This is a genomic window from Runella aurantiaca (assembly GCF_003339505.1).
Taxonomy (GTDB): domain Bacteria; phylum Bacteroidota; class Bacteroidia; order Cytophagales; family Spirosomataceae; genus Runella; species Runella aurantiaca.
On sequence record NZ_QPIW01000001.1, the window covers coordinates 643,264 to 669,419 of the forward strand.

The following is a 26,156-nucleotide window of genomic DNA, read 5'->3' on the forward strand; positions in this document are numbered from 1 at the left end:
TTACAATCAATGCAACAACAAGCCACAATTAACGACTTAGTAGTACGGTTTGCCAACGTCAACGGGACGGGTTCGGCCAGTGCCAATAATATGTTTGCGATGTCCATTTTTCGAATGGGCGTCCCTATGACCGCCAAAAATATTTTTCCTTCCAATATTCAGGGATTACCAACATGGTATGAAGTGAGAGTTAGCGAAAAGGGCTATTTGGGCCGCCGCGAAGGAGTAGATATCATGCTGTGTGTCAACCCGCAAAGCATGAAACAAGACGTAGTTTCGGTAAAACCGGGCGGGTATTTTTTGTACGACAATACCAAAAACCTGCACAAAGATTTTATCCGCGAAGACGTCAATTACATCGGTATTCCGATGATTGGGATTTGTATGCGGCTCTACTCTGACGCTCGTCAGCGGCAGTTGTTCAAAAATATGATTTACGTGGGCGCTTTGGCGGCCCTGTTGGACATTGAGTTGGAGGTGGTGAAAGGCATCATTGCCGATGAATTCAAGAAAAAGCCCAAACTCATTGAGCCCAACGTGCAGGCCATGATGGCGGGTGTAACCTACATCAAAGAAAACTACGAGCATCCGTTGGGACTGCGCGTGGAGCGTCGCGACTTGGTGGGTGATGCCATCGTCATCGACGGCAATACCGCTTGCGGAATCGGGGCCGTGTACGCGGGAGCTACGGTAGCGGGTTGGTATCCCATTACGCCCTCTACGTCGTTGGTAGAGGCATTTGCTAAGTATTCTAATCGTTTGCGCGTTGACCCCGAAACGGGCCTTAAAAAAGTGGCAATCGTGCAGGCCGAAGACGAATTGGCGGCCTTTGGTATGGTGTTGGGAGCCAACTGGAACGGCGCCCGGGCCTTTACGGCTACCAGCGGTCCGGGGCTTTCGCTGATGAATGAGTTTTTGGGACTGGCGTATTTTGCCGAAATCCCCGCCGTATTGGTGGATGTGCAGCGCGGCGGGCCTTCTACGGGGATGCCCACGCGGACGCAGCAATCGGATTTGCTGTTGGCGGCCTATGCTTCGCACGGAGATACCAAACACGTACTGTTGATTCCGAGCAATCCGTCCGAATGTTTTGACTTTATGGCTGATGCCTTCGACTTGGCCGAACGCCTCCAAACGCCCATCATTGTCATGACCGACCTTGATTTGGGCATGAATGAACACTTATCCGCGCCCCTAAAGTGGGATGATGCCCGTCGCTACGACCGGGGTAAAGTGTATACCGCCGAAGATTTGGACGCTTTGAGCGCCATGGGCAATCAGTTTGGCCGTTACTTGGACGTGGACGGCGACGGCATTCCGTACCGGACGCTCCCGGCCACGCACCCCACCAAGGGCTCATTTTTTACTCGGGGAACTTCCCACGACGAATATGCGCGCTACACCGAAGACGGCGTGAAAAATGCGCAGGTGCTGGATCGTTTGTCTAAGAAATGGGATACGGCCAAGGAAATCCTACCGTTGCCGGAGTTTTATCAGGCCCAAAACGAAAGCAACATCGGCATGATTTTCTTCGGTACCACGACCTACGCGGCCTTGGAAGCGCTCGATTTGTTGAAACAAGAAGAAGGGATTACGTTGGACGCCATGCGCGCCACGGCCTTTCCGTTCCATGCTTCCGTGGAGGCGTTTATCGAAGCCCACGACCAAGTATTTGTGATTGAGCAAAACCGCGACGCGCAGTTCCGTACACTGTTGATTAATGAATTGGAAATCAACCCAAAGAAACTAATCAAAGTCTTAAACTACGACGGAATGCCCATTACGGCCGATGCGATTCGTAACGGAATTGCCAAGCATTTGGAAGCGATAAAGTTGTAGCGTAGTCTGTTGCGAATTTAAATTGGCAGCGGCCAGCGTCCGGAACAATACTAATTAGGGATTTCTAATCCTATGAATAGCTAAATTTAATTTCACTTCTGTAATAGATTGGCTTGGCGTTGTCTGATTTTTTCTGAAACTCCAATATTTGAACCGTTATTGGCAATCACAAGATAACAGATAGTTTGGCAATGAAATTTGAACTAAAGACATACAATAGAAATATATCTGAGCAAGAATTGCTGGACGATCTCAAAAAGGTTGCATTAAAACTTGGTAAAGAGAAAATTACAACACTTGAGTACGAGGAGAATGGAAAATATAGTTTTGGGACCTATCAAAAACGATTTGGAAACTGGAGTAAAGCTTTAGAAAAAGCAGAGTTACAAATAAAAGTTCAACGGGATATTTCAGATTTAGACCTATTTGAAAATATAGAAAAAGTTTGGCTGCACCTTGGACGACAACCGCTGTATAAAGAATTAAAACGACCACTTTCTAAATACTCAACAAGACCATATGAGAAACGGTTTGGTTCTTGGTTAAAAGCACTTGAAGCTTTTGTTGAATATATTAATATTGATGGCGAGCAAAAAGTTGAAAATGAAGCATATATTTTTGAGAAAAAACCGAATACTGAAATTGTTTTTAAGCATATAACCAAAAGACAACCAAGTGAGAGGTTGAAAGTGCAAGTTTTAATGAGAGATGGAAATAAGTGTAGATTATGTGGCATTACAGTAACCGGTGATAATATTCATTTTGATCATATTCAACCTTGGTCAAAAGGAGGTGAAACATTATTAGATAATCTACAAGTACTTTGTGAGGCTCATAATCTTGCAAAAGGGAATTTAGAATATGACGTCAAATAACCTTCTCGCAGTCGCTCGCGTCTCGCGAGTGACAACTATTAACAGGCTTCAAGCCTAAAATAAGATGAAACAGGCGCATAGTATAGAGTAAATTACCCTGTTTGATGCGGAGAAACTTTACGTGCAAGCAGGACCGAGCAACGAATAATCGGCTTATTCAACGCAAAAAATGCAACGATAACTTTGGTTTGCAACGATTAAGGGGTATATTCGTTGCAAATTATAAGACGAATGAGTTTGTTCATACATCAACAATATAATTGGCCACATTTTACTTGGCATAGTGATGACTTAATTACGCTGCTGAGTGAAGCGAGAAATCTACAAGGTCGATTAATTGGTAAAATGGAATCTCTGGGTTTTGAATTACGTGATGAAGCCTTACTTGAAACCTTGACTTCGGACGTATTGAAATCGGCAGAAATTGAAGGAGAACTGTTGAATCCCGAGCAAGTTCGTTCTTCAATTGCCCAAAGATTGGGGATGAATTTGGCTGGTACAATAACGTCAGATAGATATGTTGACGGAATGGTTGATATGATGATTGATGCCACCCATAATTGTTTCAAACCGTTAACGAAAGAGCGACTTTTTGATTGGCACGCAGGATTATTCCCAACCGGAAGAAGTGGAATATTCAAAATAACGGTTGCTGATTGGCGGAAAGATACCCTGGGCAAAATGCAAGTTGTATCTGGTGCGGCGGGAAGAGAGAAAGTTCATTTTCAAGCCCCGGATGCTGATTTGATTGAGATAGAAATGAGCCGATTTTTAGAATGGTTTAATGAAGAAAATAAAATTGATTTAGTGATAAAAGCGGCAATTGCTCACCTTTGGTTTGTAACAATTCATCCATTTCAAGATGGAAATGGTCGAATTACCAGAGCCCTGACCGATATGTTGTTAGCTCAATCGGATAAAAGCACGCAAAGATTTTATAGTATGTCCGCTCAAATTAGGTTAGAAAGAAAAGAATACTACGAAAATCTTGAAAGGACGCAAAAAGGAGACCTTGACATAACCGAGTGGATAAAATGGTTTTTAAGCTGCCTGATCAATGCTTTAAAAGCCACCGATAACCTTTTGATACGAGTAATGTTTAAAGCTGATTTTTGGAACACGCATTCAAAAACCATTATTAATGAAAGACAAAAGAAGATTTTAAACAAATTATTGGATGGATTTGAAGGCAAGCTGACCTCAATGAAATGGGCTAAGATGGCAAAATGCTCAAAAGATACGGCAATTAGGGATATTAATGATTTAATAAATAAGGAAGTGTTGCAAAAAGAGGCTGCAGGAGGAAGAAGTACAAATTATGAACTAAAATCACCGCAGTAGCGCGCACCCTATCAATAGGCTTCGAGCCTAAAAGTAAAGTGGAATTGTAATACAGTATATTCCGATTTTACGAACTGAAATTGAAAACTTTTTAAACGAGTAAACACATTTAACGGTAATGACGTATATAAAACCAAAATTTCGTCACCCCGACCTGCCCAAAAACGCGGTAGGCTTCACTAAAACAGATTATGAAGGGGTGATTTCGACGCTTTGCGCGGGCTGTGGGCATGATTCCATCAGTGGCTCCATCGTGCAGGCGTGCTACGAGATGTCGATTGAACCGCACCGCGTGGCCAAACTGTCGGGCATCGGGTGTTCGTCCAAAACACCAAACTATTTCCTCAACAACTCGCACGGGTTCAACTCCGTCCACGGGCGGATGCCGTCGGTGGCTACGGGGGCCAACATGGCCAACCGCGACCTGATTTACCTCGGTGTATCGGGCGACGGCGACACGGCTTCGATTGGGATGGGGCAGTTTGTGCACGCCATCCGTCGTAACCTCAACATGTTGTACATCGTAATGAACAACGGTTGCTACGGTCTGACCAAGGGACAAGATTCGGCCACAGCCGATGCGGGCTCGGTCAGCAAAAGCGGTTCCGTCAATCCGTTTGAAGGCATTGATTTGGTGGGTATGGCGCTGGAGTTGGGTGCTACGTTCGTGGCGCGCAGCTTTTCGGGCGACAAAACCCAGCTCGTACCGCTCATCAAAGCGGCGCTTTCACACAATGGCTTTGCGCTCATTGACGTGCTTTCTCCTTGCGTGACTTTCAATAACAACGTGGGTTCTACCAAGTCGTACGATTACGTGCGCGATCACATTGAGGCGTTGGCCGAAATTGGGTACGTCCCTGAAAAAGAAGAGATTACCGTCTCGTACGACAGCGGAAGTTCGGTAGACGTCGAACTCCACGACGGTTCGTCGGTGCAGTTGCACAAGCTCGCCGACGGCTGGGATCCGCGCGACCGTCAGGCGGCGATGAGTCGTTTGCAACAAGCCAAAGCCGAAGGTGAAATCCTGACGGGATTGGTGTACGTCGACCCCGACAGCAAGGATTTACACGAAATCATCAAGTCAGATAAGCGTCCGCTGAACAGTCTAAAAGAAGAGGATTTGTGTCCGGGAGCGGGAGTATTGGCCATGATTAACGACGAGTTTAGATAATTTCTGGCATTCAATAGTCAAACCGCGTGGGGTGAGTCCTTACGCGGTTTTTGTTTTTAGGGCAATATGATTTCCAGATTTGAAGTAACTTGTCAGCTTTTAAGCGTTTGAGCATAAATTTTGGAGTGTTTGAAGCGCTTTGCGTTGGGTTGTGAGCAACCCTCGTGCTCGGTTGTGAGCAACCGAGCGCACCAGCATTTTCTTTTAAATCTCTGCGTCTTAGTGACTTTGCGTGATTTTATTTAATATTCGGTTTAAAAAAAATATGAAAGTACTAATCATTGGCGGGGGCATTGGTGGGTTGACCACCGCCCTTTGCCTACACAAGCTCGGGCTGGAAGTAAAAGTCTTTGAATCGGTCAAAGAAGTAAAACCGCTGGGGGTTGGTATCAATTTGCTGCCGCATTCGGTTCGGGTGCTTACCCACCTTGGCCTGCAATCCATTATTGCCCAAAATGCCATTGAAACGACCGATTTGGCCTATTTTAATAAATTTGGACAGCCTTTTTGGAGCGAGCCACGCGGGCGGTTTGCGGGGTATAAATGGCCCCAATTTTCAGTCCATCGCGGTAGGTTGCAACAATTGCTTTTTGAAGAAGCCACGCGGGTTTTGGGCAGTGAGGCACTCCTGACCAACCATCATTTGGCCTCTTTCGAACAAAACGAAGGGGAAGTCATCGCGCATTTTGTAAACAAAGAAACGGGACAAAACATCGGGCAGGAGCGGGGCGATTTGCTGATTGGAGCGGATGGAATCAATTCGGTGGTGCGGCAACAACTGTATCCCAACGAAGGCCCGCCGGTGTATTCTTCCAATATCTTGTACCGGGGCACCACGCGGATGAAGCCGTTTCTGAACGGGACAACGATGGTGATGGTGGGGCATAATGCCCAAAAAATAGTGGCGTATCCCATTCATCCTGAGCCTGATGCGGAGGGAAATAAACTCATCAATTGGGTGGCGAATGTGCGTGCAAACGAGCAACAAAAACTAGAAGTAAGGGATTGGAATCGCCCCGCAGACCAGCTGCGATTGGTCAATAAATACCAAGATTGGACCTTTGACTGGCTTGATGTACCCGCCATGATTGCGGGAGCCAAAGTCGTGTACGAATTTCCGATGTCGGACCGAAATCCCTTGGAACGCTGGACGTTTGGCCGCGTAACCTTGCTCGGCGATGCCGCCCATCCCATGTACCCGATTGGTTCCAACGGGGCGTCGCAGGCGATTTTGGATGCCGATTATTTGGCGGAATGTTTGAAAAATACGCAAAATCCCACGGAAGCGTTAATGGCGTACAACGATGAGCGCGTGCCTGCTACGGCAAAAGTGGTGTTGCAAAACCGCGCCAAAGGTCCCGACGAAATCATGGACCGCATGGAAGAACGTTTTCCCAACGGTTTTTCGGAAGACCAAATACCGCAAGCGGAGTTGGAAGAAGTAATGAATCGTTACAAACAGATTGCGGGGTTTGATATTCAAACCCTTAACCAAAAATCATAAAGAATGGAATTGAAATTCGCTTTTGAGCTGCGGGTAGAAGTGGCAGAAATACAGGTGTTGGGAGATACGCCCAAGGGCAATCGTCGGATGATACCCATCAAAGGGGGGACGTTTGAAGGGGCAAAAATAAAAGGAACTATTCAGGCAGGAGGCTACGATTGGCAGTTGATTCGAACCGATGAAGTAGCTGAAGTAGACGCGCGTTATGTGCTGAAAACCGACGATGGAGCATTGATAACAATTGTCAATCAGGGACTTAGACGAGGCCCTGCGGCGGTAATGAAACGACTCGCGGCGGGTGAAGAAGTATTGCCGTCGCAGTACTATTTTCGTTCCATTCCTGTGTTTGAAACCGCCGATCCCCGCTACGCTTGGCTCACGCAGTCGGTTTTTGTGGCCACGGGTGTGCGTAAACCCGATAAAGTATTGATTCAGGTGTATGAGGTTTTGTAGGGCATTTTTAAAGCCACTTTATAAGGTTTAACAAAACGCTTGCATGATGGGTTAAGAGATTTGTACTAAATTGTATTCCAGAAGTTTTAACATCAGCAACAATGAAAATTCAGGAGAAAACATTTTTGATTACGGGGGGCGCTTCTGGTTTGGGAGCGGCCACGGCCAAAATGATTGTTGAAGACGGAGGTAACGCGGTATTGGCCGACGTAAACACCACAGTGGGCGAACAAACAGAGGCGGAGCTGGGCGAAAACGCGCTGTTTGTTCATACCGATGTGACCAACCCCGAAAGCGTCCAAAATGCCATTGATACGGCAATCGATGCTTTTGGCGGACTGGATGGCGTAATCAACTGCGCAGGAATCGGCCCCGCCGAGCGAGTTGTGGGCAAAAACGGCCCCCATTCGCTGGAGCGTTTTACCAACGTCATCTCCATCAATCTCATCGGGACTTTCAACGTGATTCGTTTGGCGGCGGCGGTGATGCAGCACAATGAGCCCGAAGAAAGCGGCGAGCGCGGAATCATCATCAATACGGCATCGGTGGCGGCCTTCGATGGCCAAATCGGGCAAGCGGCGTATTCTGCCTCGAAAGGTGGAATTGTGGCAATGACGCTGCCCATCGCGCGCGAGTTTGCCAAGTTGGGAATTCGGATAATGACCATTGCACCGGGTATTTTTGAAACGCCGCTGCTAATGGGAATGGCTGATGAGGTAAAAGCGTCGTTGGGGCAGCAGGTTCCGTTTCCGTCTCGGCTAGGTAAGCCGCATGAATACGCGGCACTCGCCAAGCATATCATTGAAAATCAGATGCTTAATGGTGAGGTTATTCGTTTGGATGGGGCGATAAGAATGGCGGCAAAATGAAATAGGAAGGGGCGAAAAACTCGAAAAATATGTCCAATAGCAGCCTAAAAAGCGGCTCTTTTGTAGAAATAGCCGCTTTTTAGTAGTTTTGGCGCTCCCTAACCTGTTATTGTTACCCCATGAGACATTCGTTATTTACAGTATTGCTTTTAGTGTTGTTGATTCCTTCCCTGTTTGCCCAAAAAAAACGGCGAGTTACCAAAAAATCCAAGCCCGTTCCAGCCGTTAGCGTTACCCCAAATGCTTTTCCCTTAAAAATCAGCCGTGATGGGCGTTACCTGACAAATCGTAACGGTCAGGCTTTCCTGATGAACGCCGATGCAGGCTGGACATTGTTCCATAAATTGAAATTGGAAGAAGCGCGTTTTTATTTAGAACACCGTCATTCTAAGCACTTTAATACTATTTTTGTGCAATTGTTGCCGCCTGAGTCCAATCAAGCGAATGCTTACGGAGAGGCTCCATTTGCACGAAAGGGGGATTTTTCTACTCCGAATGAAAGATACTTCGCGTACGTTGACGACATCGTAAAAATGGCGGCTCGGATGCAGTTGTTGGTGGCGATTGTGCCAGCTTGGCTGGGCTGTTGCGGTACGAATTGGTTTGAGGTACAGACCGCCAACGGAACCGACAAGTGTCGCGATTTTGGTCGGTACCTTGGTCGTCGATTTGGCAACCATTCCAATATTCTCTGGATTATGGGCGGCGACCGTGATCCGCTACGCGAGGAGGCAGTGCAACGGGCCATGGCCGAGGGCATCAAAGAAACCGCGCCCACCCAGTTGATGACTTATCACGCGGCAAGTTCTCATTCAAGTACCGATGTGTTTCCTGCCGAAAAGTGGCTTGATTTCAGCATGGTCTATACGTATTTTCGGGGCAAGCAAGGTGTGTGGACTTCTGATATGCCGCACGTTTACGAGGTGGCTTTGAAAGAAACCCAAAAGTTGCCGCGAAAAGCGTTTATCTTGGGGGAATCGCAGTACGAAGATGAAAATGCGGGCAATGCCCTGATGATACGTCGGCAGGCGTATTGGTCACTTTTGGGGGGAGGAAGCGGTCAATGTTACGGAAGTTCGGTGTGGGCTTTTGGGGAGGACTGGCGCCAAAAACTTGACTTGCCGGGCGTGGCCCAGATGAATTTATTTCAAAAAATAATGAACGGATTGCCTTGGTATCTTTTTCGGCCCGATACTACTTCGAACCTCTTGGTAGAAGGACGCGGCACGTACGGCAGTGATGATTATGGGGTGGTATCTATACTACCCAATAACCGTATGGCCATGATTTATCTGCCTTCTAGTAGGACGATTAAAGTGAACGTAGAAAAAATTAACGGAAGCAATATCAGGGCGTTATGGATAAGTCCGCGCACCAATAATCGGTTCATTGGCGGGTATTTTAAACCCCAGGGGGTTCGAGAGCTTATTCCGCCCACACTCGACGAAGATTGGCTGTTGTTATTGGGCAATGTGGGAAGAAAGTAGTAAACATTGGATAAATATATCCCCAAAAGCTCAATAAATGAATGGTTTTATGAAGATTGGGTCTGTTTCCGGAACGATTTTTGATTATTTTTACAACATTATTACTCCATAAATTTATTTCTCAACTCTTCATGATGGCCAAACATATCGGATGGTGGTGGTGTGTTCTAGCTTCGGTTTGCACGAGTCAGGCGCAGGAAGTTCAGTGGGCCAACAAGTTAGTGGGGTTTTCATCCGAATTTCGTAAAGAAACCTACGGGCAAGAGTACAGGGCCGTCCAAGCTTTGGGAGCGCCAAATACTATCCCTCCCTTCGGAGAAAGCGCCTGTGCGTGGTCTCCTTACAACGCCGATTCCAACGTAGAAGAGTGGATTAAGGTGGCTTTTGAGAAGCCACAAAAAGCACGCCAAATCCTTATTGTCGAAAATTTCAACCAAGGCTGTATTACGCAGGTATATGCTTATGACGAGGCAGGAAAGGAGGTTTCGGTGTGGACAAACTCTGGGGCCGCCGCCTCTGAAGTAGGTCGGGTTTTGGTCGTAAACGTTCCTGATTCTACGATGCGGATTAGCTCCGTTAAAGTGTCTCTCAATCCTGCCCGGGTCAAAGGCTATAATCAGATAGATGCCATTGGTTTGACGTTAAGTAACAAGCCTTTTGAGTCAAAAATCAATGTTTTCAAAGATGCGCCCAAAGAAATCATCAAAGAGAATTTGGGCATCGGTGTAAACACCAAAGCGCAAGAAGTGGCTCCCATCATTTCGCCCGACGGAAAAACCATTTTTTTTACAAGAGGCAAATACGAAAAAAATGTAGGAGGTGCTGAAAACCAGGATGTATGGTTTTCTACGCGGCAGGGTGACCAATGGAATGAAGCGCAAAACATGGGTGCGCCTATCAACAATGCCGACAACAACGCCATTGTGAGTATTTCGCCCGACGGAAAAACGCTGTACCTCATGAACGTGTATCGTCCAGATGGTACGATGACGTTTGGTTTGTCTAAATCTACCCGCACAAAAACGGGCTGGACGATGCCCGTTGAATGTAAGATTGAGGATATTTATAACCTTGATAAAAAGAACAATACCGAGTTTACACTTTCGCCCAAAGGAAATGTGTTGGTGATGTCGGTCAAGCGTCAGGATACCAACGGCGACCGTGATTTGTACGTTAGTTTCGTCAAAGGCGATGGTTCGTGGAGTAAGCCCCTCAACATGGGTTCAATCATCAACACCGCTGACGTAGAAAGTGCCCCCTTTATTGCAACCGATAACAAAACGCTCTATTTTACGTCTTACGGCCATGCGGGTTATGGGGGTGGGGATATTTTTATGACGCGCCGTTTGGATGAATCGTGGACCAAATGGAGTCAGCCCGAAAACTTGGGGCCCGCCATTAATACCCCCCAATGGGATGGTTTTTTGAGCATTCCTGCTTCGGGAGAATATGCCTATGTAAGCTCCATGCAAAACTCAATGGGCGGGGAGGATTTGTTTCGTTTTAAGGTTTACAACGCCATTCGTCCAGAACCGGTAGCGATTATTTCGGGCAGCGTGATTGACGCCGATACCCGAAAACCAGTTACGACCGAAATTTTGACCAATTTATTAAAAGACAATACCAACGTTTCTAAAGTGGAATACGACCCCGAAACGGGAGAATATAAACTTATCTTGCCAGTTCAGCAGTCGTATCGTTTGAGTGCGGTGAAGGATGGATTTTTTCCGTTGGATGAGATTGTAGATTTATCGAAAGACAAGCGTTTTCGCGATATAAAACGGAATATTTTGTTGGTTCCTATCAAAGAAGGCAAGAAAATTACGCCGAATGGAATCATGTTTGAGCAAAGTAAATTTGAGTTGCTGACCGAAGCCATGCCCGACTTAGACCGTATTGCCGAAATGATGGTCAAATATGCCAATATGGAGCTGCTCATTGAGGGCCATACTGACAATCAAGGCGATTTTAAGCTTAACATGGAGCTCTCTGAAAACCGAGTGAATGAAGTGAAAAAGTATTTGGTAAGCAAAGGCATTGCCGAAAATCGCCTTCAAGTGAAAGGATGGGGCTCTACCAAACCCGTAGCAAGCAATGAAATTGAAGAGACCCGTAAAAAAAATAGGCGGGTGGAGTTTACGATTTTAAAGGTTTGATTTTAGCATTTTTTTGTTTAATTCGCTGACTTTAAAACAAGTCAGATGCCTGATACCCCCAAACGAGATTTAAAAGAGTACGTTGATGTAGGTCATTCTGAGCTGGAAAACCACCTGCGTACCCAAAACGCCCAATTTCAAAGTGCCCTTGAGGAGGCCGAGGCGGGGCGAAAGCTGACCGATTTTTTATGGCTGAATATCTTTGGTTTTGCCTATCATTACCTCAAAAGTCGTTTTGGCCCCCGTCATCCGTATCAATATTACCCCACCAGCAACGACACGGGGGTTTACAAAATGAAGGTCGCAAACGAAACGACCCAGATTGCGTTGCTCTCTGATTGGGCTTCTGATACGCCCGAATCTGACCGCGTGGGCGCGGTCGTTGCCTTCCATAAACCAGATTATTCGATTCACTTAGGGGATATTTATTTTGTGGGTGCGCCATCGGAAGTACACGATAATTTTATCAGCCCCAAAGCGTCGTGGCCCCGTGGCAAATGGGGAAGCCTAGCCCTGGCTGGCAACCACGAAATGTATTCAAACGGAGCGGCGTTTTATAAAATGCTTTTGCCGACGATGGGCGTGCGCGAAGCCAATGCGGTGTCCGACGGGTTGAAACTTGAGATGAACCCGTCCGACGGTTTAAAACCGTCAGACGGGTTGGCTACTTCTAACAATCCTTTGATAGGGAGCCCGTCAGACGCCTCCGTAATTCGAGAACAGAAAGCGGGCTTTTTCTGCCTTGAAAATGATTATTGGCGAGTGATTGGCTTGGATACAGGCTATACTTCGGTGGAACGCCCTTTTGTCGAGATTCTTTCGCCGCCAGATTGCCATTTACGGAAAGAACAAGTCAATTGGCTAAAAAATCAACTGCATCTCGACAACCCCGACGACCGTCGCGGCATCATTTTTTTGAGCCATCATCCCCCCTTTTCGGATTTTAGAAAATCTTTTCCGCGTCCAGCGCGGCAAATCAGACAACTGTTTGGTGAGTTTTTACGTCCTGTGTTATGGATGTGGGGGCATGAGCACCGGCTGGTTGGTTACCGAGAACGGAAGGTGGGAGGGTTGCCCATTCATGGTCGTTGCATCGGACACGGCGGGATGCCGGTCGAGATAGACGCGCCGCGCGTAGATACTGATTCCATTCTTTTTTATGACCAACGAAGAAGGAAAAATATCCGTCGGATTGGCGTGGGCTACAATGGTTTTGCGTGGTTGAAATTTGAGCAAGAAAATCTCTCCATCGAGTACCGCGACGTAGAAGATAAAGTAGTAACGGGTGAAAGTTGGAGAATCAATCTTCAATCGGGATTGATTGAAAAAATAGGGTAAAATACGTTTTTGTTCAGCTTGAATTAACCAATAAACACCATGAAGTCAAGTTTTATTCTTCTGACTATCAGTCTCTTTGTGTTGCTGGGTTGTGTCTCGGAGGTGAGCGATGACATTGCCCCGCCTGGTGCCCCAGAATTTAAGGGAGAGGGCTACCGACCCGTTTATCTTAGCGCCGACGAAATGCGAAATGTAACCACCGAAGCGCCGCAGGCGCTCCGTCGGCCGGGGAAGATTTATGTAAAAGGGAGCTATCTTTTTATCAATGAGCAGGGCAAAGGCGTTCATTTGCTCAACAACGCTGACCCCGCCGCTCCCCAAAAGATTTCGTTTATTAAAATTCCTGGTAATGTGGACATTGCCGTAAAAGGGAACCTGATGTACGCCGATAACGGGCGGGATTTTGTGGTGCTCAACATTGCCGACCCCACCAATGTTCGGTTGGTCAAACGAATCGAAAATGCTTTTCCTGCGCAATCTTATCCCCCTTATCTCAACGCTTATTTTGAATGTGTGGACCAAACCAAGGGAATGGTGATGGGTTGGGAAAAAGTGACAATGAAGCGTCCAAAGTGTTTTCGCTAAAAAAACGATACGACCATGAAAAAGGTACTGTACGCCACCGTTGTTGCGGCGATTTGGAGTTTAGTTTTGGCTTGTTCTACTGATAATAGTGCCGATATTTCTCCCAATAGCCAGTCGGGTGTTGGCGGTTCGATGGCTCGTTTTGCCATTGTCGGCAATGCCCTGTATTGCGTTTTGCCGGATAAATTGCAAGTATATGACATCAGCGTGCCCGACAGCCCTGTGGCCAAAAATTACGTAATGTTGAACGTTGGGTTAGAAACTATTTTTCCGTACAAAGATAATCTCTTCATCGGGGCCAGCGACGGTATGTATATTTTTGACAATCGACAACCAAATAGCCCTTCGCTGCTTTCGCGTTATACCCACGTTCAGAGCTGTGACCCCGTGGTGGTTCAGGAAAAGTATGCTTACGTAACACTGAGAGGAGGCGTAAATTGCCGTCAGTTTACGTCGTTGAGTTCATTGGATGTGGTCGATGTGTCAGATTTGAAGAATCCCCGTTTGGTGCATACCCAACCGATGGAAAGTCCGTATGGACTTGGGGTGGATGGAACACAACTGTTTGTTTGTGAGGGAGATAATGGACTGAAAGTGTTTGATATTTCAAAACCAGAACAGCCCGTTCTGAAAGAAACGCTCAAAGATGTTAAATCCTTCGACGTGATTCCACTCACTAAAACTTTGCTCGTAACGGGCGACGGAGGCTTCTACCAATACCGTTACCAAAAAGGAGAAAAATTGGAATTGCTGAGCAAAATTTCCATTGAGCCATGATTAAATATAAAGTTAGAAAAGGGCTGAAATGGGAAGAAAATTCCTTTTTTGTGAAATGCTGTTTATTTCTTTTTGTGGGAATAATTGCCTCAATTTCAACGCTTTATGCGCAGGTTATTCCGTTGCCGAAAGCTATTCTAAAAACAATTCCGAGTACGTTGATTGATCCCGACAATACCTTTACTTTGGGGCTAGAAGTGCCGTTGCCCAAACGTTGGAGCGTTCAGCAGGAAATAGGGTGGGGGCATAATTCTTTCAATGTCTATTCTTACGAACGTGACCAATACCCCAACCGACAGACGTGGCGTTTTCGCAGTCAAATTCGGTATTATTTCAACGATATGTCTTCACCCAACGGTGGCTTTTTTGCGGCTCTTGAATACTTTCATAAAAATGTGCTGACCGACCAACTACAGGCAGTAGGCCGTGATTGCAATACGTGGGGAGGCTGTGCCTATTTTGAGGAAGCCGTCATACATACGCGTCGGTTGGTTTCGGCGGGGCATTTTAAATTAGGCTACGTTTTGATTACCCAAAAGAAAATGGTGATAGAAATCTATGCGGGCTTGGGAGTGAGAGGATTAAGGGTGAAAAATAATTTAGATGGAACAACCCTGAACTTGCTCAGACGTGATTTTTTTAATCTTCGACCCAATCAACCGGGGAACTACGGCACCATGCCGGGCCTTTCGGCAGGGATAGCTTTGGGCTACGCTTTTAGGCCAAGAAAGCCTAAAAGCGTATCTTTGCCCTAGTTAGAAAGCATTTTTATCAAAAGAAAAGGCCATGCCAAAATTTGAATATAAAGTAATTGAATTTAAGCCGGGGGGCTTTTGGGGTACAAAACTGGACGCGGCAGACATCGAAACCCAATTGAACAAGATGGGCGAAGAAGGTTGGGAGTTGCTTAACTCATTGGACACCAACGAGTACAATGGAGCGACTAAAAAACTGTTGTTTATTTTTAAACGACTAAGTACGTTTTAAACATGCTACAACAAGAACCTATCTGCGCCTTGGCCACGGCCTCGGGCGTGGGTGCCATCGGGGTGATACGCGTGTCGGGAGAAGGGACATTTGAGGTAGTAAACCAAATTTTTAAGGGAAAAGATCTCCGAAAAGTAGAAACGCATACGCTACATTTTGGCACCATCCGCGACGGTGAAACCATCGTCGATGAAGTGCTGGTAGCGGTTTTTAAGTCGCCCAAATCGTTTACCAAAGAAGATACCGTTGAAATATCCTGCCACGGCTCCGACTACATCATTCGCCAGATTCTAAAACTGTTGGTTCGTTCGGGGGCGCGTTTGGCGGGCCCAGGGGAGTTTACCCAGCGGGCATTTCTCAACGGTCAGTTTGATTTGGTGCAGGCCGAAGCCGTTGCCGACCTCATTGCGGCCGATTCGGCGGTGAGTCACCGCACGGCGTTAAACCAATTGCGGGGCGGTTTTTCCAAGAAATTAACCTCACTTCGTGAAGAATTGATTCACTTCGCCTCCATGGTAGAACTCGAACTGGATTTTGGCGAAGAAGATGTGGAGTTTGCCAACCGTGACGACCTCAAACGACTGATTATCAGTTTGCAAACGGCCATCGCGCCGTTGATTGAGTCGTTTGATTTCGGCAATGCGCTCAAAGAGGGTGTGCCCGTGGCCATCATCGGGGCACCCAATGTGGGCAAATCTACCTTGCTCAACGCCCTGTTGAACGAAGAAAAAGCCATCGTAACGGCCATCGCAGGCACCACGCGCGACGTGATAGAGGATGTGCTTTATGTCAACGGTATCAAGTTCCGCATCATCGACACAGCAGGCATCCGCGAAACCGAAGATATTGTAGAATCCATTGGTATTGAGCGCTCTAAGCGAGCGATGAATCAAGCTGACATTGTGTTGATGTTGTTTGATAGTGATGAGACACTGGCGGAGGTAGAAACACTAGCTGAAGGATTGGAGGAGAAAAAAAAGGTGATTTGGGTGAGGAATAAGGCGGATTTAACCACCCCCAACCCTCCGTGGGACGGCCCCGTCCTTACTGGAGAGGGCTTTAAATCTGCCTTTCCAGAAAGGAGAGGGGATAGGGGTGAGGTTACTATCTCCGCCAAAACAGGCGAAGGTATCGAAGCCCTCAAGGAAGCCTTGGTGGCTTCAAATTATTTGGCCAATGCCGCCTCTGATACGGTCGTAACGAACCTACGTCATTACGAACATCTGGTCAAGACCCAACAAGCCCTGACTGATGCGCTCAATGGATTGGAAATGGGAATCACGGGCGATTTTTTGGCGCAGGATATTCGCGTGGCGTTGCACCATTTAGGAGAAATTACGGGCCAAATCGTCAACGACGATTTGTTGGCCAATATTTTCAGTAAGTTTTGTATCGGAAAGTAACCTTAAAGTTGATTGATTAAAAAGCATCTAAAGCTGTATTTTACAGGATTTTAGATGCTTTTTATTGGTGAATTACCTTGAAAATAATACGCTTGTGGATGGGATTGTTGGCATCATCGGTTTTTTGGGTACAAATGCATGAGATGAGCGATGATTCTGAAAATGATTAAACCTGTAATCAACGTAAGTTGAATACGTCTACTGGTTTTCCATTTAAGTTTATCGTTTAAGGATTTCCACGGGGTAGGGTGCAAGGCCAATCCTGCAATACATAAGAAAGAACCGCTGTATTCGCAGCTGTGTTGTAAGTCTACAATTCCTGAGATAAAGAGGACAATTCCACAAAATAGGATATTGAACTTTAGAATAAATACGTCAATTTTCCCCTTTACTCTCTCCGATGAGTTTGATTTTGAAGGCATATTTTATGGTGTATATTTGGGTATAAGTATACCCAATAAATATCCTGTTGTTGTTTTATTAGGTATAATAAATACTTGATTTCATTTCTTTTGGGCTATTAATAATTTGCAAAAAGTCTTTTTCTGGTCGTATTTACTGATAAATTTTGCGTTTTTGGGGATTTAAAAACGTATTAATATGCTATTTTGATTTTTTTTATCCCTATTTGTAGAGAAGCAAATGAATATAGATTTTGGCAAGTAGGTGTTGCCTGCCTATTAGTGAGATTTGTATTTGAGAAAAGGTAAAAAATGCCGTTTAACTAGCTATATGTGATTTTGTCGCTATAACGCAAAGACCTACGTAAATGGCATCTATAAATATTGTTGATACAGTTGTTGTAGGTCTTATATCATATTAATAATCTCTGGTAGTTTAAATCATGTTGGTATTTGTTTTGGCTTGAAATGGTGAAGATTTTATGAAATTCATTCAACAATCCCTACGCTTAAAAGCACGAAAAAGAGGTTTTCATTTGATTACGGCGGAGGTGTTGCAGGCGCTGCCGCAATTAAGGGAGCTGAAAGTTGGTATGTGTCAGGTATTTATCCAACATACTTCGGCTTCGCTGACCCTCAACGAAAATGCCGACCCGACCGTACGCCAAGATTTTGAGACTTTTTTCAATAAAGCAGTTCCCGAAAATGACCCCGATTACCTGCATAATTATGAAGGCGATGATGATATGCCTGCGCACCTGAAAGCCGCTTTGTTGGGCAGTTCAGTATTGCTACCTATCCAAAACGGGCGCTTGGCCTTGGGAATGTGGCAGGGGATTTATCTCTGCGAACACCGCGACAACGGCGGCCCCCGCAATCTGTTGATTACGGCTTGGGGAGAGTGAGTCTAATATGCTTATTGACAGTTACATAGGTTGCGTTCAACGTACGATTTATTTCCGTTGGAATTGATATAGTAACACCCGCCGCTCTTGCCGATATAGAGCTGCCGACCGTTGTATTGACGGCATTTGGTGTCTACGTTAAGTGGAGCGTTGGTGAAGTCAAAGCGTTTGGTTTGGAGGCTCGCTTGCGTGGATTTGGGCGCGTTGGCAAAAAAAGTAAGTCCCGTTTTTTTCTCAATATCGGCGGTCGTGGTGATAAATCGAAACCAACCCGCATTTTGTAGTGCACTTGTTTTGTTGGGAAAATCAACCGCAATGACGGGCGTATTGGCGTTGATGTCGTTGACGGTTCCGTTTTCGGGTAAAATCGTGATGACTTTGTATACCCTAGCGGGTACATTGACGGAGTTGTCTAGCTTATTTAATGTTCCTTTGCTGCCTTCGCCGCCCGTGCCGTAGGTGCCGCAAACAATAAAAAGGCGGTATTTTTGCGCCACCAGTTCGCGGCAATATTCTTCCAGATACGCCCACGCTTCGCGGTTCAGTTCAGGCGCTTGCGGAATCATATTGGTCATCACAAAAGTGCTTGAATTGTTGTCGACAGAATTGGTACGGTCGGCAGAAGGACATAAGTGACCCCGATCAAATCCTGAATTGCTATAATCATTTGGCGTAACTTTGTACCAAGAAGCGGGTAAAACAGGGTCGGGGCGAAAATCATTTTGACGGTCGCTGCTGCCAAGCCATTTTTGCGATAACTCCCATGCCACCCAGTTGGCGTGCCCCTTGGCGCGATTGTAAGACAAAGCATATTGGGGTTTCACAATCAGGTAGTTATCGGGAGCTGATTCACTTGCCTGCGCGTTGGTCGGATTGCCTAATAATAAGTGAACGCTGTCTTTGTTCGTCGTTATTTTTTGACGGACACAACTAATAATCAATAAATATACTGATAGAATATAAATTGAGGAACGAAAGATTCGCATAAAGAGCGTGGTTTCAAAGGAGTAATTTGAGGACCCAAAGGTCTGATTTTTCTTGTTTTAAACAAATTTAACCACAATTTGAGCCTTTTATTTCTTATCATTACTGCTCAATAGTTACCCTAAATTTATATACTCTAACCCAATTTTTGATGCGGCTGAAATTTGCTTTTTTTCTTTTGTTAGGGATAAATTTTGTCCAAATTTCGGGGGCGCAGACTCCCCCAAGTGCTGCTTTAGCGTCGATTGGCATCACTGGCGATACGACCGACGTACAAGTCCCCACCATCAACGGCTATGTATTGGGAGGAGGGAGTACCGATGTAAAAGAGGCGCTCAGGTGGATGATTGAGCGCGCCAAAGGCGGAGATGTGGTCATAATCAGGGCAAGCGGTACGACGGGTTACAACGATTTTATTTATGGATTGGGCGGCGTTAATTCGGTGGAGACATTGCTGATTAATTCGCGCGAATTGGCCCTCCATCCCAGCACTGCCGCACGGATTCGGCAGGCGGAATTGCTGTTTATTGCGGGCGGCGACCAAGGGAATTACGTGAAATTTTGGCAGGATACGCCCGTAGAAGACGCCATCAACTACCTGATTCACGTCAAAAAAGCGCCCGTGGGCGGAACCAGCGCGGGGTGTGCCGTTTTGGGAGGCGTAAGCTTTGCAGCCCTCAACGACGGCATCAATTCGGTAGAAGCGCTCACTAATCCTTTTGATTCCAAAATGACCTTGCTCAACGGTGGATTTATTGATATTCCAGTACTTAAAAATATCATTACCGATACGCATTATAGCAACCGCAGTCGACACGGGCGGCATCTGGCGTTTTTGGCCCGCATGAAAACCGATGGAATAAAAAAGCCAAAAGGCATTGGTGTGGACGAAAAAACGTCCGTTTGCATTGATGAGAAAGGCATTGTCCGCGTATTTGGCAGTCAGGCGGCTTATTTTCTATTGGGCGATGCTCGAAAACCTGAAACTTGCGAAGAAGGCAAAAAACTGACGTGGAACCAAAAAAAGCAAGCTGTCAGTGTGGTTAAAATTGCCGCTACGCCAGAAGGGGCTGGTATGTTTGATTTAAATCGTTGGAAACCCCTTTCGACGGGTACTGCGGGATATTGGTTTGCGGAAAACGGTCTTTTATTTGAAAATTAATGGAAAGCGGTGCAACCTAGGTTTTCTTTTTTGCATCTATCCTTCATAACCAATTATTCAACCTAAAACAGCCTATACAGCTATGAAACGTTTATCATTATTTTTGTTGGCCGCCTTCTCTGCCACGGCGCTTTACGCCCAAAAACAAGTCTCAGCCCGTGAAATTTTTCAAGCCATTGACAAACACCAGTCGGTTCAGTACGACGGAGTGGTTATTACTGGAGATTTGGACTTTACGGAACTTTCTAACCGAAAAATCAAAAAAGAAAAAGGCTGGGAAGAGATAAAAACAACGGTAGAAGTGCCAGTGGTGTTTCGGAATTGCACGTTTAAAGGCGATGTAATTGCGTACAAACGCCTTGAAGAAAATGGCAGCCGCACCAAAATATTCAACATTGAAGTTAATAGTGACGGCGGCACTACGTACTCGGCTGATTTTCGTGAAAATGCCGTCTTTGAAAACTGTACTTTTGAAAACGGCAGTGAATTTAAGTATTCAACTTTTTCAAAAGTGGCCAACTTCGCTGGTAGCAAATTTGCTGAGCAAGCCAATTTTAAATACGCCAGATTTCGGCAGGATGCCCTCTACACCAACATCCGATTTGAAGACTACGCCAATTTTAAATACGCTGATTTTTCCCGCCGAGCCGATTTTCAGGAGGTACGTTTTCGCGATTATGCTGACTTCAAATACGCCGAATTTGAGGAAAAAGTAAATTTCGCGGGCAGCCGTTTTCAGCGAAATGCCGATTTTAAATACGCAGACTTTAACGCGGGTGCTTCTTTCGACAAAACCGATTTTGACGGCAGCGTTGATTTTAAATATTCCAACGGTAAGCGCTACGTGTCCCGATAGGTTTTTCCCATTTCTAATCTCTACTTTTCCTAAAAAGACGAAGCCTCCCCAACGAGAGGCTTCGTCTTTTTAGGAGGTATTATGTGTTTTAGTCCCCAGGTTATTTCAATTCGTACCCTTATTTGTGCAACACAAACATCATTTTAGGGGTATTTGTGCCTATGAAGCTTGTACTCCCAAGCTGATTTCGTAAATTTGAAACTTTTATTTTGAAAATAACTACCCGGTGTAGGATGTTAAGAGTTCGCAATTGCCTGAAAAAGAGTATAGTACGTTGTTGCCTGTTTTCTACATTTTTTCCTGTCTTTGCTATCATTCCCGTGTTTTCGCAAGTAGGAATTAGTTTCCCTACCTCGCGTCTTGTATTCCAACGTTCATCGAACAACTCAGCCACGTTTGTGGTCAGTGGTACGTACCAAGAGAGCATTCCCGATCAAGTCGAAGCCGCTTTGGTTCCTTTTGTGGCGGGACAGGGAACGGCGACCAACTGGCAAATTGTGGAGAAAGCCCCCGTAGGAGGCATTTATTCAGGGACCATTTCGGGCGGAGGCGGTTGGTATAAATTGAAAGTCAGAGTTATTAGAAATGGAAAAGTAACGGACAGTACCGAAGTAGAACGAATTGGGATTGGAGAAGTGTTTTTGATTGCGGGACAATCAAACGCGCGCGGCATCCAAAACTACGGAGCACCTGCCGCCAACGACGATCGGGTGAGCTGTTTTAATTACCTCAATGCCTCATTTGACCCCAATGAACTTCCCGAACCGACTTTTTCTCACTTAAATGCCGATAGTTATATTGCCCCGTATGGATACTCTGCGTGGTCTTGGGGCGTATTGGGAGATTTATTGGTTAGTCGTTTCAATGTGCCTGTGCTATTTTATAATGTGGCTTTGGAGGGCACCACCAGCAGGTCATGGCGCGAAAGCTCGACTGGCTATGCTTCCAACCCCTACACGGGCGGAGTTTATATAAATCAGCTGCCTTATTCACAGTTTAAAGTGGTATTACGCCAATTTACCTCGCTTACGGGGGTGCGGGCGGTGTTGTGGCATCAGGGCGAATCAGATACACAATTCAACCTCTCGGAATCTGAAATAGTCTCAAATCTACAACAGGTAATTGGGCAAAGCCGCAACGATGCGGGTCAAAACATCAGCTGGGTAGTTTCGAAAGTTTCTTATAATATGTATGCTTCCAAGGCGGTAATTAATGCCCAGAACACCGTCATTAATTCTACTTCTAATGTATTTGAAGGACCCGCAACTGATAACATTCAGATTCCCCGGCCCGATGGAGTGCACATGCAGGGCAATGCCCTAACCACCCTTGCACAGCAGTGGAACCAAAGCCTCAATTCCAATTTTTTTAACCAATCCAATCCCATCGCGCCTTTATTGTTGCCGGTTATTAAAGTAGCTTGTACCGATGATAGTCGGGTTAAGCTCATTGCGGAGGGAAATTTTACGGAAGTAAGCTGGAGTAACGGCGAACGAAACAATACAATATTGGCTAACAACGGCGTTTATCGGGTAAAAGTGAAGGATTCTTTTGGCCATTTTATGTACTCAAGCTCCGTCAGCGTGGGCGACAATACCCGCCGTGCGCTACCAAAACCATCGACTCCATCCATACTTACCAATGGTAATTTGGTGTTTTGCGAAGGAGGAAATGTCTCGTTTTCTACGCCGCAGGCAGCGGGTTACCGATGGAGCAATGGCGCAACTTCTCAAAGCATTGTCGTAGGGGATGGGGCAAACTATTCCGTTCAAATCAAGGATGATAAAGGCTGCTGGTCTGATTTTTCGGGCAGCGTAAAAGCGACCGTTAATCCCGTCCCGTCGATTCCGTCGGTGACGGCCAAGGGACCATTGACTTTCTGTGCCGACCAAAGCGTAACGTTGGCCGTAGAGGAGAACAGCGTTGTTTCAACCAGTACGGTATTGGAGTGGAACAGTGGACAAAAAACGGGTACCATTGTCATAAAACAACCAGGTGATTATGCGGTTCGGGCGGTCAATCAATACAATTGTGCTTCTGCCTATTCCAAAACCTTGACGGTCACGGTCAATCCCTTACCTACCACCCCCACCATTTTAGCCGATGGTGTACTGCGTTTTTGTGAAGGAAGCAAGGTGACATTATCGACAGATTCTTTTTTGTCAACCGTTTGGAATGAGCAATATTCAACCCAAAAACTGACAGTAACAACTTCTGGTCGTTACACTGCTCGAGTGACTGATACATGGGGATGCAAATCGCTTCCTTCAAAAGAAGTTGCGGTAGAAGTAAATCCCGTGCCTGCCCGTCCAGTCATAACCAAAGCTGGGCCTTTTGCGATAGCGGCCGAAGGAGATTATCTGCCCAATATTAATTTTCGATGGAATCAAGAAGGAGGTTCGCAGAATACAGTGACTACCCAGAATATATTAAAGCCTTCGCAAACAGGCAATTATACAGTTGTTGCTTTTTATGATTTAGATGCATCAAATACGTGTGCTTCCTTACCGTCTTTTGTGTACAGCTTTGTTTTTGATTTTGCAAACAATGGATTGAGCGTGTATCCCAACCCGAGCCGTGATGGGGTCTTTTCCATTGAAACATATAAAGACGTTAAAAATGCCCGACTCCAATTGATCAACGCCGAGGGGAAACAGGTGTATGAGGAGTCTGTTCCTGAGTTGATTGGCCCTATGGCCCTCAAATTCCCTTCTTTGGCCCCGGGCATGTACTTCTTGAGGATACAGGGCGAGAATCAGATTCCATTGACCAAAAAGCTCTGGTTTGTGCCCTAATCCTTGGCATGAAAATTGACAAAGAATCAATCAGCAGTTGGATTGTTTAGGTAAATGATGTTATTTTGCGGGTCAATTTTCGGGAAGCATTCATTTCCTAAATGACAACTTAACTATAACAATTAACTTTTAACTCAAATAACGCGCACGCAACTATGGCGTTAATCAACAAAATCAGGGAACGATCAGGTGTAGCCGTTTTGATCATTGCCGTTAGTTTAATCCTCTTTATTGTTGGAGGTGACATTTTAGGAGCCCAAAGTATGTTTGGGGGCAACAGTCAAGCAGTAGGTGAAATTGCAGGAGAAACCATCGACTACAAAGATTTTCAACTCAAATTAGACCAAGCCCGTCAGGCTTTTGAAGCACAGAGCGGTCGCGCAGCTTCTGAAGCCGAACAACAATCACTGCGGGAACAGGTATGGAATCAATACATTGTTGATTTTGCGTACAAAAAAGAGTACGATGAATTGGGATTAAAAGTAAGCAATGATGAACTGGTAGATATGGTTCAGGGAAACAACGTAAGTCCCGCCATCCAACAGTCATTCACCAATCCGCAAACGGGTGTTTTTGACAAAACATCGGTCATCAGTTATTTGAAAAACCTTAAAAATTTGCCTCCTGAGCAACAACAGGCGTGGCAAAATTTTGAAAAAAGCCTAGCCCAAGACCGTGTTCGTCAAAAATATGAAAACCTGTTTCGCGTAGGAACTTACGTAACGCGCGCCGAAGCTGAAAAAGAATACCAAGCTCAAACTACCAAAGCAACGCTGAAGTATTTGTTTGTACCGTTTTATTCAGTAACTGATACAACCGTGAAAGTGACGGATACACAATTGGAAGATTATCTTGCCAAGCACAAAGATGAATACAAAGGCTTCGATTCACGCACGATTCAATACGTAACGTTTCCGATTGTTCCTACCAAAGACGACAGTACGGAGTTATACAATAGAATTAAGGAATTGGCGCGTGGTTTAGCTACTGCTCCCAATGACTCTACTTACGCCCGCATCAACTCTGACGTTCCTACAAAATTATATTGGTCGCTTTCTGAAATGACCGATCAATTGAAAGGCGCCGTTAAGAGCTTTATTCCTGGAAGTGTAAACGGTCCTTATCGCGAAGGAAATACTTACTTTATCTATAAGTACGGCGGTACAAAATTGGATACTGCCTACACCGCAAAAGCAAGTCACATTTTGATTCGTGCCCAAGGTACAAGCGATTCGGCGAAAGCAGAAGCACGTACAAAAGCCGCTGATTTGTTGAAGCAATTGCAAGGAGGAGCTAATTTTGAACAATTGGCCGCGGCCAATAGCGCTGACCAAAGCTCAGCCCAGCGCGGTGGAGACCTCGGTTACTTCCGTCAAGGAGCCATGGTGAAACCATTTAGCGATGCAGTGTTCTCAATGAGTGGTACTGGCCTGATTGGACGATTGGTAGAAACCGATTTTGGATTCCACATTATTAAGGTAACGGAACCCAAAACCAATGTGTTGTACAAAATCGCGGCCATTGGCAAAACCATGACTCCTAGCCAAACCACGAGAGATGCAATCTATGCTAAAGCAGACCAGTTCTCGATTGAGTCAAAATCAAAAGCGGCCTTTGACGAGTCGGTGAAGAAAGAGAAGTCATTGATTGTACAGACAGCTAACCGTATTCCAGAGTCGGCAACTAACATCAACACCATGCAAAATGCGCGTGAGATTGTACGTTGGGCGTTCAACGATGATACCAACGAAAATCAGGCATCTCCTGTTTTTGAAACAGATGAGCAATATGTTGTGGCCATTTTGACTGGAAAGTCAGACAAAGACAGCCCAACAATTAACGATTTCCGTGACGAATTGACGCTGAAAGTACGTAATCAAATCAAAGCGGAGCAAATCACTAAAAAATTGAGTGGTATTCAAGCCCCAACGCTTGAAGCCATTGCTCAAAAATACGGCGCAGGTGCCTTGGTTGAAAACGCCAATGATATTTCGCTGGCCACGGGCTTCCTGACCAGTGCGGGCCTTGACCCAATCGCATTAGGAAAAGGTTTTGGATTGAAACCTGGCAAAAAAACGAAAGTATTTACGGGCGAAAATGGCGTATTTATCATGGAGCAAGTTTCTAGCACTCCAGCGCCTGCCATCGGGGATTACTCAATGTATAAAGCCAATCTACAATCGAAAAGTTTCCAGGCGAGTTTCTTAGTAAACGAAGCCGTTCGTGAAAATGCCAAAGTGGTTGATAACCGCGCTAAATTCTTTTAGT

21 protein-coding genes are annotated in these 26,156 nt (G+C 45.7%); 20 read left to right on the forward strand and 1 reads right to left on the reverse strand.

Annotated elements, in window-relative coordinates; translation table 11 throughout:
- Positions 1–9 precede the first annotated feature (9 nt).
- The 16 genes from DVG78_RS02730 (at position 10) to DVG78_RS02805 (ending at position 18,091) form a co-directional block, all read left to right on the forward strand.
- On the forward strand, positions 10–1,839 hold the full coding sequence (locus tag DVG78_RS02730) for a 2-oxoacid:acceptor oxidoreductase subunit alpha (RefSeq protein WP_114459513.1): 1,830 nt from the start codon (positions 10–12) through the stop codon (positions 1,837–1,839).
- 191 nt (positions 1,840–2,030) lie between these two features.
- Positions 2,031–2,714 carry a homing endonuclease associated repeat-containing protein gene (locus DVG78_RS02735; protein WP_114459514.1) on the forward strand — a complete coding sequence of 228 codons (684 nt, stop codon included), beginning with the start codon at positions 2,031–2,033 and terminating at the stop codon, positions 2,712–2,714.
- A gap of 231 nt (positions 2,715–2,945) precedes the next feature.
- Complete coding sequence (locus DVG78_RS02740) at positions 2,946–4,055, forward strand: Fic family protein (protein ID WP_114459515.1); 1,110 nt, start codon at positions 2,946–2,948, stop codon at positions 4,053–4,055.
- A gap of 118 nt (positions 4,056–4,173) precedes the next feature.
- A complete protein-coding gene (locus tag DVG78_RS02745) occupies positions 4,174–5,226 on the forward strand; it encodes a 2-oxoacid:ferredoxin oxidoreductase subunit beta (protein ID WP_114459516.1) in 1,053 nt (350 codons plus the stop codon).
- A 265-nt stretch (positions 5,227–5,491) separates the two neighbouring features.
- Positions 5,492–6,730, forward strand: coding sequence for a flavin-dependent oxidoreductase (locus DVG78_RS02750; protein ID WP_114459621.1), 1,239 nt, complete (start codon positions 5,492–5,494; stop codon positions 6,728–6,730).
- Between the two features lie 3 nt (positions 6,731–6,733).
- Positions 6,734–7,183, forward strand: a complete 450-nt coding sequence (locus DVG78_RS02755) for a DUF3237 domain-containing protein (protein WP_114459517.1) — start codon at positions 6,734–6,736, stop codon at positions 7,181–7,183.
- Between the two features lie 101 nt (positions 7,184–7,284).
- Positions 7,285–8,052 (forward strand): 3-hydroxyacyl-CoA dehydrogenase, encoded by a 768-nt coding sequence (locus DVG78_RS02760; RefSeq protein WP_114459518.1) that lies wholly within the window; start codon positions 7,285–7,287, stop codon positions 8,050–8,052.
- 119 nt (positions 8,053–8,171) lie between these two features.
- On the forward strand, positions 8,172–9,539 hold the full coding sequence (locus DVG78_RS02765; RefSeq protein WP_114459519.1) for a glycoside hydrolase family 140 protein: 1,368 nt from the start codon (positions 8,172–8,174) through the stop codon (positions 9,537–9,539).
- 131 nt (positions 9,540–9,670) lie between these two features.
- A complete protein-coding gene (locus DVG78_RS02770; protein ID WP_114459520.1) occupies positions 9,671–11,695 on the forward strand; it encodes an OmpA family protein in 2,025 nt (674 codons plus the stop codon).
- A 45-nt stretch (positions 11,696–11,740) separates the two neighbouring features.
- Positions 11,741–13,033 carry a metallophosphoesterase family protein gene (locus DVG78_RS02775; RefSeq protein WP_114459521.1) on the forward strand — a complete coding sequence of 431 codons (1,293 nt, stop codon included), beginning with the start codon at positions 11,741–11,743 and terminating at the stop codon, positions 13,031–13,033.
- Positions 13,034–13,072: 39 nt separating this feature from the next.
- On the forward strand, positions 13,073–13,618 hold the full coding sequence (locus tag DVG78_RS02780; protein WP_114459522.1) for an LVIVD repeat-containing protein: 546 nt from the start codon (positions 13,073–13,075) through the stop codon (positions 13,616–13,618).
- A gap of 15 nt (positions 13,619–13,633) precedes the next feature.
- Complete coding sequence (locus tag DVG78_RS02785; protein ID WP_114459523.1) at positions 13,634–14,395, forward strand: LVIVD repeat-containing protein; 762 nt, start codon at positions 13,634–13,636, stop codon at positions 14,393–14,395.
- Positions 14,392–15,150 carry a DUF3575 domain-containing protein gene (locus DVG78_RS02790; RefSeq protein ID WP_114459524.1) on the forward strand — a complete coding sequence of 253 codons (759 nt, stop codon included), beginning with the start codon at positions 14,392–14,394 and terminating at the stop codon, positions 15,148–15,150. Before DVG78_RS02785 ends, DVG78_RS02790 begins: the two co-directional genes overlap by 4 nt.
- A gap of 31 nt (positions 15,151–15,181) precedes the next feature.
- Positions 15,182–15,382, forward strand: a complete 201-nt coding sequence (locus tag DVG78_RS02795) for a DUF4177 domain-containing protein (RefSeq protein ID WP_114459525.1) — start codon at positions 15,182–15,184, stop codon at positions 15,380–15,382.
- Between the two features lie 2 nt (positions 15,383–15,384).
- Complete coding sequence (mnmE, locus tag DVG78_RS02800) at positions 15,385–16,785, forward strand: tRNA uridine-5-carboxymethylaminomethyl(34) synthesis GTPase MnmE (RefSeq protein WP_114459526.1); 1,401 nt, start codon at positions 15,385–15,387, stop codon at positions 16,783–16,785.
- A gap of 883 nt (positions 16,786–17,668) precedes the next feature.
- Positions 17,669–18,091, forward strand: a complete 423-nt coding sequence (locus DVG78_RS02805) for a secondary thiamine-phosphate synthase enzyme YjbQ (RefSeq protein WP_114459527.1) — start codon at positions 17,669–17,671, stop codon at positions 18,089–18,091.
- 11 nt (positions 18,092–18,102) lie between these two features.
- On the opposite strand, the gene DVG78_RS02810 is transcribed toward DVG78_RS02805, so the two are convergent.
- A complete protein-coding gene (locus DVG78_RS02810; RefSeq protein ID WP_114459528.1) occupies positions 18,103–19,077 on the reverse strand; it encodes a DNA/RNA non-specific endonuclease in 975 nt (324 codons plus the stop codon).
- A 149-nt stretch (positions 19,078–19,226) separates the two neighbouring features.
- Between DVG78_RS02810 and DVG78_RS02815 the strand changes: the two genes are divergently transcribed.
- From DVG78_RS02815 to DVG78_RS02830, 4 genes are all read left to right on the forward strand, one after another.
- Positions 19,227–20,237, forward strand: a complete 1,011-nt coding sequence (locus tag DVG78_RS02815) for a cyanophycinase (protein WP_114459529.1) — start codon at positions 19,227–19,229, stop codon at positions 20,235–20,237.
- Between the two features lie 82 nt (positions 20,238–20,319).
- Positions 20,320–21,093 (forward strand): pentapeptide repeat-containing protein, encoded by a 774-nt coding sequence (locus DVG78_RS02820; protein ID WP_114459530.1) that lies wholly within the window; start codon positions 20,320–20,322, stop codon positions 21,091–21,093.
- A 320-nt stretch (positions 21,094–21,413) separates the two neighbouring features.
- Positions 21,414–23,888, forward strand: coding sequence for a sialate O-acetylesterase (locus DVG78_RS02825; protein WP_158549952.1), 2,475 nt, complete (start codon positions 21,414–21,416; stop codon positions 23,886–23,888).
- Between the two features lie 155 nt (positions 23,889–24,043).
- On the forward strand, positions 24,044–26,155 hold the full coding sequence (locus DVG78_RS02830; protein ID WP_114459532.1) for a peptidylprolyl isomerase: 2,112 nt from the start codon (positions 24,044–24,046) through the stop codon (positions 26,153–26,155).
- Position 26,156: the final 1 nt, after the last annotated feature.